The organism is Halorubrum sp. F4 (genome assembly GCF_027257195.1).
Lineage (GTDB): Archaea > Halobacteriota > Halobacteria > Halobacteriales > Haloferacaceae > Halorubrum.
Map to the genome: position 1 here is coordinate 634,885 of NZ_JAPDFS010000002.1, position 11,865 is coordinate 646,749.

General features: G+C 68.2%; 13 protein-coding genes. 4 read left to right on the forward strand and 9 right to left on the reverse strand.

All coding sequences use genetic code 11. The features are described 5' to 3' along the window. Positions 1-2 precede the first annotated feature (2 nt). From OKW78_RS08015 to OKW78_RS08025, 3 genes are all read left to right on the forward strand, one after another. A complete protein-coding gene (locus OKW78_RS08015; protein WP_281194664.1) occupies positions 3-524 on the forward strand; it encodes an archaemetzincin family Zn-dependent metalloprotease in 522 nt (173 codons plus the stop codon). Between the two features lie 111 nt (positions 525-635). After that, positions 636-935 carry a DUF6432 family protein gene (locus tag OKW78_RS08020; RefSeq protein WP_122103886.1) on the forward strand — a complete coding sequence of 100 codons (300 nt, stop codon included), beginning with the start codon at positions 636-638 and terminating at the stop codon, positions 933-935. A gap of 79 nt (positions 936-1,014) precedes the next feature. Next, positions 1,015-2,166, forward strand: coding sequence for an aminomethyltransferase family protein (locus OKW78_RS08025; protein WP_281194665.1), 1,152 nt, complete (start codon positions 1,015-1,017; stop codon positions 2,164-2,166). A gap of 281 nt (positions 2,167-2,447) precedes the next feature. On the opposite strand, the gene OKW78_RS08030 is transcribed toward OKW78_RS08025, so the two are convergent. The 8 genes from OKW78_RS08030 to OKW78_RS08065 form a co-directional block, all read right to left on the reverse strand. Further along, a complete protein-coding gene (locus OKW78_RS08030; RefSeq protein ID WP_281194666.1) occupies positions 2,448-3,695 on the reverse strand; it encodes an MFS transporter in 1,248 nt (415 codons plus the stop codon). A 15-nt stretch (positions 3,696-3,710) separates the two neighbouring features. After that, complete coding sequence (locus OKW78_RS08035) at positions 3,711-4,889, reverse strand: inorganic phosphate transporter (RefSeq protein ID WP_281194667.1); 1,179 nt, start codon at positions 4,887-4,889, stop codon at positions 3,711-3,713. Between the two features lie 2 nt (positions 4,890-4,891). Further along, positions 4,892-5,020 carry a hypothetical protein gene (locus tag OKW78_RS08040; RefSeq protein ID WP_262488572.1) on the reverse strand — a complete coding sequence of 43 codons (129 nt, stop codon included), beginning with the start codon at positions 5,018-5,020 and terminating at the stop codon, positions 4,892-4,894. Positions 5,021-5,462: 442 nt separating this feature from the next. After that, the gene (locus OKW78_RS08045) at positions 5,463-5,972 is read right to left on the reverse strand and encodes a metallophosphoesterase (RefSeq protein ID WP_281194668.1); all 510 of its coding nucleotides are present in this window, start codon (positions 5,970-5,972) and stop codon (positions 5,463-5,465) included. 96 nt (positions 5,973-6,068) lie between these two features. Then, positions 6,069-7,679 carry a preprotein translocase subunit SecD gene (locus tag OKW78_RS08050; RefSeq protein ID WP_281194669.1) on the reverse strand — a complete coding sequence of 537 codons (1,611 nt, stop codon included), beginning with the start codon at positions 7,677-7,679 and terminating at the stop codon, positions 6,069-6,071. After that, positions 7,679-8,560 carry a protein translocase subunit SecF gene (secF, locus tag OKW78_RS08055; RefSeq protein ID WP_281194670.1) on the reverse strand — a complete coding sequence of 294 codons (882 nt, stop codon included), beginning with the start codon at positions 8,558-8,560 and terminating at the stop codon, positions 7,679-7,681. Before secF ends, OKW78_RS08050 begins: the two co-directional genes overlap by 1 nt. An 81-nt stretch (positions 8,561-8,641) precedes the next feature. Beyond that, the gene (locus OKW78_RS08060) at positions 8,642-9,112 is read right to left on the reverse strand and encodes a DUF5812 family protein (protein ID WP_281194671.1); all 471 of its coding nucleotides are present in this window, start codon (positions 9,110-9,112) and stop codon (positions 8,642-8,644) included. An 8-nt stretch (positions 9,113-9,120) separates the two neighbouring features. Further along, complete coding sequence (locus OKW78_RS08065; RefSeq protein ID WP_281194672.1) at positions 9,121-9,666, reverse strand: hypothetical protein; 546 nt, start codon at positions 9,664-9,666, stop codon at positions 9,121-9,123. A gap of 75 nt (positions 9,667-9,741) precedes the next feature. Between OKW78_RS08065 and OKW78_RS08070 the strand changes: the two genes are divergently transcribed. Further along, complete coding sequence (locus tag OKW78_RS08070) at positions 9,742-10,350, forward strand: undecaprenyl diphosphate synthase family protein (protein ID WP_281194673.1); 609 nt, start codon at positions 9,742-9,744, stop codon at positions 10,348-10,350. Between the two features lie 43 nt (positions 10,351-10,393). Here OKW78_RS08070 and OKW78_RS08075 read toward each other — a convergent pair whose 3' ends face one another. Further along, on the reverse strand, positions 10,394-11,572 hold the full coding sequence (locus OKW78_RS08075; protein ID WP_281194674.1) for an inorganic phosphate transporter: 1,179 nt from the start codon (positions 11,570-11,572) through the stop codon (positions 10,394-10,396). Positions 11,573-11,865: the final 293 nt, after the last annotated feature.

Here is an 11,865-nt window from a genome sequence, read left to right on the forward strand (position 1 = left end):
CCATGCTCGTGGACATCGTGCCGGTCGGGGAGGTTTCCCCGCGAGTGAAGCGGGAGGCCTCCGCGGTGCTTCGGTCGGTGTACGACTGTGACGTGACGGTCCACGACGACCAGGAAGTCCCGGAGACCGCCTACGACGACGGCCGAGGACAGTACCGGGCGGAGGACCTCATCGAGGTCGTCGGCCGCGTCGGCGGCGGCGAGAAGAACATCGGGATCACGCCGCGCGACCTCTACTACCGACGGCGGAACTACGTGTTCGGGTTGGCGTACCTCAACGGCAGCGGCTCCGTCATCTCGACGCACCGGCTCCGAACCTCCTCGGACGGCGGCGTGTCGACGAAACCCGCGATCGACGTGTTCGCGGACCGCGTCCGCAAGGAGGTCGTCCACGAGATCGGCCACACCCTCGGTCTGGAGCACTGCGACAACAGCAAGTGCGTGATGTCCTTTTCGCCCACGGTCCGCGAGGTCGACGTGAAAGAGGAGAACCTGTGTGGGACCTGTTCGCGGCTCGTTCGGTGAGGCTCGGCATCGATGGCCACGTCGGCCGTCACCGATCACCGCACCTGCCGACGGATCGTTCCGACCCGTCCCGCCGGTAGAGGTAAACCCCGTCCGATCCATATCCGAGGTATGGCCGCAAAGTCGGAGTACCGCGACCGGCCGGACGTCCAGGTCGCGCTGCTCGACGCGCTGGTCGACCGCGGCGACGAGGGGATGACCGTGTTGGAGCTCCGGGCGGCCGTCGACGCCGACATCGACGCGGTCGAGGACGCGCTCGCCGCGCTGAAGGAGGACTCGCTCATCACGGTCGAGAGCGGCGACCGCGTCCGCGTCTACCCCCACGACCGGGTCGTCCCGGACGCCGAACCGAACGAGGCGGAACCGACCGGCGGGCTCCTCGAGGGCCTCAGAGAGCGGCTCGGGTTGTAGGTCGAAAACGGGCCTCCGCTTCGAGGAGAGACGATCCACGAACCGCGACCTTTTGGCCGTGCCGCGACTCGGTACGGCCATGACGCTCGTCTCCGACGCCCACGCCGGTCACGGTGCGGTCTACCGCGACCGCGGGGGCAGACAGGTCGTCGACCACTACGGCAAGCCCGCCCGCGTCGGGAAGGCAGTCAGAAACGTCGTCGGTGCGATCGAGATGGGATACGGCGTGCTCTCGGTCACGGGCGACGACCGGGTGGAGTTCGTCGACAACGCCGTCAGCAACCGCGTTCCCGCCGAGGACGGTCGCGGCGTCTACGCGCTGTTGTGTGACCCGCAGGGCGGGATCGAGACGGACATGTACGTCTACAACGCGAACGAGCGGCTGCTCGTCTTCGTTCCCCCCGAGCGCGCCGGTCCCGTCCTCGAGGACTGGTCGGGGAAGGTCTTCATCCAGGACGTGGAGATCGAGGACGTCTCCGACGAGTTCGGGGTGTTCGGCGTTCACGGCCCGAAATCGACCGAGAAGGTCGCCTCGGTGCTCGGCGGGCCGGGCGCGCCCGAGGAGCCGCTGACGTTCGTCCGCGGGTCGATGGTCGACGCCGGCGTCACCGTGATCGCGTCCGACTCGCCGCTCGGCGAGGAGGGCTACGAGGTCGTCTGTGCGGTCGACGACGCCCCCGACGTCTTCGACACGCTCGTTAACCGCGGACTCAACGCCGCCCCGTTCGGCTACCGGACGTGGGACGCGCTGGGCCTCGAGGCGGGGACGCCGCTCTTCGAGCACGAACTGGAGGGGACGCTCCCGAACGTCCTCGGGATCCGGAACGCCCTCGACTTCGAGAAGGGGTGTTACGTCGGCCAGGAGGTCGTCTCCCGCGTCGAGAACCAGGGCCGACCCAGCCGCCGGCTCGTCGGGATCTCTCTCGACGGCCTCGTCGACGACCTCGCCGACGTCGACGGGGACGCGGACCCCGAGGGCGTCGACGACCGCCTTCCCGACCCCGGTGCGGCCGTCTTCGAGGGCGACGTGGCCGTCGGCGAGGTGACCCGTGCCGCGGTCGGTCCCGCGGTCGAGGCGCCGATCGCCCTCGCGTTCGTCGACTTCGACACGGCCGCGAAGGCGGTCACCGTGCGCGTCGACGGTGAGGAGGTCGCGGCGACCCGGACCGACCTCCCGTTCGTGGAGGGAAGCGCCCGCTCCGGGCGGCTCCCGACGTATCCGGAGGAGTGAGAACCGAGATCGAACCGACGCCGTTGCGGTGGCGCGCCCGGGAGCGGGCCCTCGGCCCGCGACCGGACCGCGAGGGAGTCGGCTCGGCGTTTGAAAACGCCGAGCCGACGAGGCTGGGGAGGCGTGAGGCGCGGTTGCGGTCGCGGAGGGTAGGACTCGAAGGGGTAGCCGTGACCCCCGTGAGCACGTAGATCCCGTTCGTGGAGGTTCGTTCCAGTGTTCGTAGCGAGGATCACCGAAGCAGTGAGAGCCGCGTGTTCATGGTCGTTACCGGGACTCCCTCATCCGCCATCCCCGTCCTTTTCCTTTCGACGTTGAACGGGTTCGCCTAGACACCGACCCGTCACCAGAAACCCGAGGCCAGCGACGAAGCACGTGACGGCGATCAACGGGAACATGGACTGAACCCCGATCCGGGACGCCAACGCTCCGAACAACACCGGACTGATCGCACCACCCAACCCCGAAGCGGTCTGGACGATGCCGAACAGACTCCCGCTGAACTCCCGTTCGGAGTACTCCGAGGCCAACGTGTTCACCACCGGCAACGACGCGTAGACGGCCACCCCTAACAGGAAGAACCACCCGAACAACACCACGGCCGACGTCGGAACGAAGGCGGTCGCCACGATGAAGCCACCGGCACCGAGAAACGTGGCGGTCAGCAGGTCGAGTCGGTCGAACCGGTCGGCCAGTGCCCCGAACCCGACCGTCGAGAGGGCACTTCCGGCGAGGAACAGAAAGAACATTCCGTTGGCGATACCCGTCGACAGACCGGTGCGGGCAACGACGTACGACGTGAAATACGTTCGGACCCCGTAGGACTGGAGGGTGAACAGCAACTTCGCCAGAAAGAGCCCGAGAACCCACCACGCGAGTGGAATTCGCGTCACCTCCCAGACGTCGGTGAGGAGTCGTTTGAAACCCCGCCGTTCGGCCGAGCCGGACTGCGATGTAGTGGTCGTCGCCGATGGGGTATCCACCGACGAAAGCGGCTCCATTAGGAGAGCGAACGCGCCCGCATACAGGAGGCCGACCCCGGCGGTGACGCCCAGTGCGATCCGCCAGTCGGTCACGACCGCGAGACCACCGATGAGGACCGGCGCGAGCATGTTCCCGAACATCCCCGCGAGTTCGTGGATCCCCATCGCCTTTCCCTCCGTTTCGGCTCCTTCGATATCGCTGATGAGGGACATCCCCGCAGGGTGGTAGGTACTCCCTCCAGCGCCGGAGAGTGCGACCCCTCCGAGCAGTACCGGATAGGACGGGGCGACACTCGCAAGCGTCATTCCGGTACCCATCACCGCCATCCCGACCGTGATGAGACGGGACTGCCCGAGGCGGTCGGCGACGGCCCCGGCGGGGAGTTGTAAGGTCGCATACATGGAAAAGAAGACGGTGACGAGCAGTCCAGCGCGAGTGTACGAGAGGTCGAACTCCGAGATGAGAAGCGGGAGGATCGGCAACAACGGCGAAACGATGGCCACGGGAGCCATGACCCATCCCGTTCGATCGCGTTCGTCGACCACGCTCGCTCGGCCCGATCACAACACGAACCGCACGCCCGAGTAGACGCCGAACCCGAGCACCAGCGACCCGACGAGCGACGCGACCCACGCGAGCACGGTGTACCCCATCTTCGAGCGGCTCACGCCGGCGTCGCCGGCGGCGTATCCCGCGCCGACGATCGCCGAGACGATGATCTCGTTGAACGAGACGGGGATCCCGAACGCGACCGCGGTCTGGGCGATGGCGAACGACGGAATGAGTGCGGAGATCGACCGCCTCGGTCCCATCGAGGCGTAGTCCTGTGAGATCGCCTTGATCATCCGCGGCGCGCCGGTCCACGACCCGGCGAGCAGGCCGACCCCTCCGCCGACTAGCAGCGCCCAGAGAGGCACGCCCACGTCGGAGAAGATCGGGACGAGCGGCCCGATCGCGAGGCCGACCTGCGAGCCGCCGGCCGAGAACGCCACGAGCCCGCCCATCGCGAGCAGGAACCGACGCTGTGCGCCCGCGCGGTCGCGTCCGACGTCGACGTAGACCGCGGCGGAGACGACCGCGGCCACGGCGGCCGTCACGGCGAGGACGCCGGCGGAACCGGGAACGCCGATCGCGACTCCCGCCGCCTCGGCGATCGACGCCTGTTCTCCCTCGGGGCCGAGCAGCGCGAACCCGACGTTGGCGACGATCGCGCCGACCACGCCGGCCAGCGCCGCGGTGAGCGCGCGCTCCGGGAGACGGTCGCCGATCAGCAGCCGGGCGACCCCGTAGGCGATCCCGCCGCCGACGAACGGGGTAAGCACCCACAGCGTGAGGATCTCGGAGTACTTCGGCCACGCGGGGTCGCCGCCCATCGCGAGGCCGACGCCGACGACCGCGCCGGTGACGGTGAACGCGGTGGCGATCGGGTAGCCGGCGAAGACGCCGATGGCGACGAGCACCGCGGCGGTGACGAGCGCGACGATGGCGGCGGTGGCGGTGAGCGTGACCCCGCCGATCAGCTCGGTTCCGACCGCTTCCGTGACGTTCGCTCCCTGGAGGATCGCTCCGAGGAGCCCGAGGACGCCGACGACGAGGCCGGCACGCATCACGGAGATGGCGTTGGCTCCGACGGCGGGGGCGAACGGGGTCGACCCGGAGGAGCCGGCGCCGATGGACCACGCCATGAAGAGACTGGCGGCGCCGGCGACGAGGAGCGTGAGCGTCGTGACGACGACCATCGTTATCGCTGCCCGTCCTCGTAGCCCTCACGCAGTCCCATCAGGGTACGTCGGACGAGGAGGAAACCGAAGAAGAACAACCCGAGCAGACCGACGAGAACGAGCACGAACAGCGGCTCGACCGATATCATACACGGAGATCCGTCGGCACGGAGTTAGGCGTTTCGACCCGCTGACCCGGCGGAGGGACCGCAGATACCTCTCCTCGACGTCACTAAAACGCGTTTTTGTGCCTCGAACACCTATAATACGGTACCCGGGCAATACGCAAGTGCGACCCCCGCTTCGGCCCTCCGCCGAGTACCGCTCGACGCCGGTACCCGGGAGTCCCCCCCGCAACCGAGGCGCACGTCCGCCCTCCGTCCGTTCGGACGATCCCCCGTCGTCCGAGCGGTCGACGTCTCCGGGACGACGCCTCCTGGACGGCGGTCGTTCCCCCGACGACCGTCCGTCCGATCGGGCCGAGGCGGGGAGTCGCGGTCGTCCGTCCCCACCCGTCCGACCGATCCCCCTCCGTCGAGACGCGGGACGGACGCGTGTACTCTTCTGCTCGATTCGTCCGTCCTCACACGGCTATCGTTCGATCCGGAACCGGTCGAAGACCTCGCCGTCAGGCGTGACGAGTCGGCCGTCGAGCCCGTCGTCAGCCGACTCGAGTTCCGCGTGAGCCGGTCGGTTTCCCCGCGGCTGGGCGTGACTTCCCGGGTTCAGGATCGGGACTGCGGTCGAGTCGTCGAATCTCGGTCGGTGGCTGTGGCCGCAGATCACGGCGTCGGCGTCGCGGCCGCGAGCGAGCATGACGAGCCCGGTGTCGCCGCTCCGGTGTCTGTGCGTCACCGCGAACCGGACGCCGCCGAACTCGACGGTGCGGACATCGGGCAGTCGGTCCCGGATCGTCGCGCCGTCGTTGTTGCCGAACACGGCACGGAGGGAGTCCGTCGCCCGTTCGAACGCGTCGAGGACGGGCTCCCGATAGAAGTCGCCCGCGTGGACGACGAGATCGGCGCTCTCGACCGCCTCACGGGTCCGTCCGCGGAGCTTCGGGTCGTCGGTACTGTGAGTGTCCGAGAGGACGACGAGCATGTCATTCGGTTCCGACGCACGGCGGTTAAGCGTCGCGGGCGAGTCGGACCGGAGGGGTCGGTCGGACCAGCGACGGCCGGCGGAGAAGCCTCGTGCTCACCGGATCGTCAGCAGTCGCCGGAGGATGTCGCCGTACGCGGGACGCGTTACCAACACGCCGATGAGCACGCCGAGGATGGTGAAGATCGCGAACCCGGAGAGGTCGCCGAGGCTCAACACCATGAGCGGCGACATGGCAACGATCGTCGTCGCCGCGGCCGCGCCGATCACCCAGAACGCCCGGCGGAACCGCGAGTCGAACACCGTCCGGGAATTGACCTCGCCCTCGCTCATCACCTCGTCGGCGATGATAACGAGGTCGTCGACCCCGGTGCCGACCACGGCGATGAAGCCGGCGATGACCGCGAGTTCGAGCGGGTACCCCACGAGCGCCGCGAAGCCGAGCAGCGCGTACACCTCCGCGAGCGCGGTGACGATCATCGGCAGCGCCACCTTCGGCTCGCGGTAACGGAGGAACACCATTCCGGCGACCGCGAACACGGCGAAGATACCGGTTATCGCCGAGTAGAGCCGGAAGTTCTCCCCCTGCGAGGCCGAGATGGTCGAGGACGTTCCCTGTCCGCTGATGTCGAGTTCGGCGGGAAGTGCGCCGGCACGCAGGTTGATCGAGATGGTCTGGGCGTCCGAGAAGGAGGTGGTCGTCAGCCGGAAGTTACCGCTGTCGGCCCAGCTTCCCTCCGCCATGCTCCGGGCGAGGCCGTCGTCCATCCCGAACGCGTTGACGACCTCGCCGTCGACGACGAGCAGCAGACAGGAGTCGCTGCCCTCGCCGAGCGCGTCCGTCTCCATGTCGTAGTTACAGCGCGCGCCGCCCGAGGAACTCGCGACGCCGTACTCGACGGCGGCGTCCTGGAATCGGTGGGCGGGCGACCGCTCCCCCTCCGGGGCCTCGTTGACCACGGAGACCGGGACGTACGCGCCCGCGGATCCCTCGCGTCGGCTCGCGGTCCCGATGTCCTCGAAGTCGTCCTGGATCAGCACGTCCTCCTCGAGAGCCGTCCCGTCGTCGGCCGACGAGTCGGGATAGGCGATGGCGATCTGGACGGTCCCGCGCTCCTCGAGGAGGTCGATCACGTCCTGGCGTCCCTGTCCGGGGACCTCGATCAGGAGGAAGTACTCGCCGGTGATCGACTGGACCTGCTGAACGCTCCCGCCGGAGAGGCCCGCCTCGTTGATCTTGTCCTGAATGACCTGCTCCGCGGCGTCCCGGCTCTCCTGTGTCACGCCGCTTCTGATCCCGTCGTAGGCATATCCCGAGGCGTCCATCGCCGCGCGGAACTCCTCCTCGCTCACGGAGGCGTCCGTGACCTCCACCTCGCCGCCCTCCTCAGTGGTTCGGACCGCACTGACGTCGCGCGCGGAGGTTCCGTCCAACCCGGCGGCGACGTCGCTCGCGACCTGCGAGGGGTTCTCGCCGTCGAACACCACGTCCGTCGCGGTGTATCCGAGAAGGGGCGCTCGAACTCGCGTCCCGCCCGCCAGATCGAGGCCGTACTGGAGGTTCGTGATCCCCTGCGTCGCCTCGTCGGCCGATTCGCCCGGGGCCGTCTCGGGGCCGAACTGCGGAGCGAAGAGCGCGACCGTCGCGCCGAGCACCACGACGACGAGGAGCAGCACCCGCCAGTTCTTCTTTATCGGCTCGAACATCAGCGTTTCACCCCCTCGAACTTGTACCAGCGTAACAGCGCCACGTTCAGCAGGTACGTGTTCATCAGGTCCGCACAGAGGCCGATCGCGAGGATGATCCCGATGTCACGTAAGAGTCCGATCCCGAATATCGTCGCGACGATCGCCATGACGATCATCGCCGCCATGGAGGTGACCGTCATCGTCACCCCGGTCCGCATCGCGCGGTTCACGGACTCGTAGAACTCGCCGGTCCGACGCAGCACGGAGTTGTTCAACAGGATGTCCGAGTCGACGCTGTACCCGATGATCATGAGGAGGGCCGCGACGATTCCCAGCGTCATTTCGATGCCGAGCAGGTTCATCGCGGCGACGGGAATGACCAGGTCCGAGAACGCGGAGGCGACGACCGCGACGGAGGGAACGAACGTCCGGAAGAGCGCGAACACGAGCACGCTCATTCCGAGGAACGCGAGCCCGAGACCGAATATCGCGGTCCGTGCGGTGTCCGTGGCGAAGCTCGCCGACACCTGGTCTATCGCCTCCGTCTCGAGCTCCGCCGCGGCCGCCTGCTCCTCCAAGTCGCTCGCGAGCCCGTCCGGGTCGTCGTCGGCCGCGCGGAAGGTCACGACGTACACGTCGTCGGCCGGGATCGATCGGATCGAGTCCGGAGCGGGGTCGAACGCCGTCTCGATCCGTTCCTCGACGTCCCCGCCGTCGTCGGCGATCCGGAGCTCGACGCCGCCGGTGAACTCCAGCCCGAGCGTCGCCGGCGCGCCCGTGACCGCGTACCAGCCGCCGATGACGACGATCGCCAACGCGAGCACCGCGAGCGGCACGAGCACGAGCTGCCGGTTCGAGTACTCGGTGTAATCGACCTCCGGTACCTCGATCGCTGTCATGAGACGGGTTCGTCCGTGAGCCCGAATAAGCCTTCTTATCTCCCTAGTCGGTCGAAAACGCGGATCCGGGCCGGCTTCGATTCAAGGCAGATACCGCACGCTGAGAACGCCCGGCTCAGCGCGGATCTCGACGCGATTCACGCCGAGCCTGGCGGCCCGCGAGAGCGTCCCTTCACGGTCCGAGAGCACGTCCGCGGCCGCCTCCTCGGTCGCGTCCTCGGGCGGGGACAACACGTGTATCTCGCCGACGCCGGCCCGCGGTTCGCGGGTCAACTCGCCCGTCGGGAGGTCGGCGGCGAGCTCGCGTTCGTGAACCGTCGGGGGCTCCTCGCTCCGCTCGAGCGAGAGCGACCGTCGTTCCTCCACCTCGATCACTCGGTAGGTGACCTCCATCGGCGGGTCCGGCGCGACCGTCGCCTCGACGGCGTCGTCGACCGCCAGTCCGGGATTCGAGCTCAGCGTGTGGACCTGCCCGTCGTGAGCGTCCTTGAGCACCGCGGAGTCCGCCTCGACGTGGGTGACGAGGAACGTCCCCTCCTTTTCGTCGGTCATGAGCCGGATTAGGTCGTCGATCCATTTCCGGGTTTCGAGCCGTCCTCGCCGCCGCTCCGGAGTCGATAGTGCGTCCAGAAGACGACCGCGGCGGCGAGGACGGGGAACAGCGCCCCGGCCGGCCGGGGGAGCGCGTACAGCGCCGAGAGCAGCACGGACTCGGTCGGGTCACGCAGGTCCGCGGGCGCGGTGACGATCAGCCCGAGGTACAGCGAGGCGAGAAAGAGAAAGCCCGCGTACGCCAGCTTCCGGTCGTAGCCGACCGCGACGGGGAGGTCACGCCGGTGCCGGCGGGCGACGAAGAGCAGCGGCGCCAGAAGCGGGGCGACCGCGGCGAACCCGAGGACCACGTACAGCGACCGCGTGAACAGGTACGTCCCGCTCGGGACGCCGGCGGTCTCGGCCATCCAGACGACGAGCGCGAGCGTCACGACGAGCGCGATGGTCGCGGTCGCCAGCGCGCCGATCACCCCGTAGACGCGCATCGTCCAGGAGTCGGTGTTGCGGATCGCGTACGGGACCGCGCCGAACACCCCCCGATAGCTGTCGGTCATCACGCGCCCTTGGACCGACGACCGATTAAACCCCTCGTCCGCGAGGTTTTACACCCCGGAAAGCGATCGACGACCGTGGGCCTCTACGACGCGTATCTCGCCGTTCGCCACCGACTTCACGAGGGGGATCCGCCCGAGCACGTCGCGATCGTCATCACCGAGCGCGACCTGCTCGCGGACGGCGCGTTCGACACCCTCGTCGCCGCGCTCGGCTGGGCGTTCGATTACGGCGCCGAGCGGGTAACCGTCTCCGTCTCGGTGCTCGACGAGGCGGTGGTTCCCTCGCTCGTCCGGGAGCTGCGGGACCTGGACGCGCCGCGGCCCATGTCGATCCGCGGCCCGGACGACACCGAGTCGGCGGACGCTCCGATCCGCGTGAACGTCGGCCTCGGCGGGAAAGCCGAGTTCGCCGCCGCCGTCCGCGATCTCGCCGCCGACGTCGACGCCGGCGAGTTACGGCCCGAAGGGATCGACGAGGCGGCCGTCACGGACCGGCTGGTGTTCCCGACGGAACCCGACCTCGTGATCAAGACCGGCGCGGAGCGGCTCTCCGACTTCGCCATCTGGCAGTCGGTGTACGCCGAACTCTACTTCACCGACGTGAACTGGCGGGACTTCAGGCGACGGGACTACCTGCGAGCCGTCCTCGACTTCCAGGACCGACAGCGAAGGTTCGGCCGGTAGACGGACGTCGACGTCGATCCCGCCGGTCGAACCGAAGGTCGCCTCACCAAACGAACCGGAACAACAGCCCGAACGTGACGAGCGCGCCGATCGTCGAGAGCAGCGGGACGACGTTCTGTAACACCACGATCCGGGCGGTCGTCGACGGGTTGAAGAGGTCCGCCGCCGCCGGGATGTCCGCGGGGTCCTCCTCGCCGATGTCCTCCGGCTCGTCCCCGGGTTCGTCCGCCTTCAACGCGCCGACGGAGACGTTGGTCTCCGCGCCGCCGCGGATCCCCTCGCCGACGGTGACCGTTCGGGTCGCGCGACCCCAGCCGAGCCCGACGATCGACATCGTCGCGATGATGACGAACGAGGCGGGGATCCCGATCGCCGAGAGGCCGACGACGATCCCCGAGGAGACGACGGCGACGACGATCGCGGCCGTGAGCGGGAGGTCGGTGATGTCGTTGCCGAGGGTGTCGAGGGTACGACGCGCGATGGTGAACGCCCCGACGGCGACCGCGCCGCTCCCGAGCAGGATCATGGGGTTCATGTCGACGGCTCCCGCGCCGACGAGTGGCGCAATGGCGTTCGCGATGTTCGAGGTACCGGAGGAGAACGCCATCAGACAGCCGATGGAGACGACGACCACCGCCCCGCCGATCTCCCTGCGGGTCGTGTTCGGGCCGGGAATCGGCTGTGGAACGATCCCGGACTGGTCGAACTCGAGGAGCGGGCCGTCAGTGCTCTCGATCGCGACCCACTGGTTGATCCGCGGGTAGAAGTATCGGCCGATGACGCCGGACACCCAGAAGCCGATGATCGGCGCGACGATCCACCAGACCGCGATCTCGCCCATCACGCTCCAGTCGAGGCTGCCCGTCGCGATCCCGAGCCCGGCGATCGCGCCCACCGCCGTCATCGACGTCGACGCCGGCACGCCGTAGTAGTTGCCGACGAACAGAGCCCCACCGATGAAGAAGAGCACGACGATGCTCGTTTCGAGCGTGAACACGCCGCCGCGCGTGACGAGCTCGCGACCCAGCGTGTCGACCACGCGCCGCCCCAGCGTTCCCGCGCCGATGAAGAAGAACACCGACATCAGGGCGGCGGCCCCGACCTTCGAGAGCACGCCGGAACCGACCGCGGGACCGAACGCCGGTCCCGTCGTCGAGCCGCCGACGTTGTATCCGACGAAGACCGTGACGGCAAGTCCGACGATGAGAAGCAGCTCAACCATATAGTCGAACGAAGCACACTGTCACGGTTAAGCCGTCCGTTTTCCGGAAAGATACGCCGGCTGCGGCGGGACGAAACGACCGATCGAGACTCCCTCGATGGCGAGCGATGGAGCCGCGAGTAGCGAACAGTCGACCAATTGATCTCTCTCAGTGTTTTGGGAAAAGCACCGGCCGAGACTCTCGTGAGTGAAACGAACGGGAGTCAGGCCGGTGGACTTTCGAGCGCAGCGAGAAAGTGCACCGGCCGAGATTTGAACTCGGGTTGCAACCATGGCAAGGTTGCGTGATACCA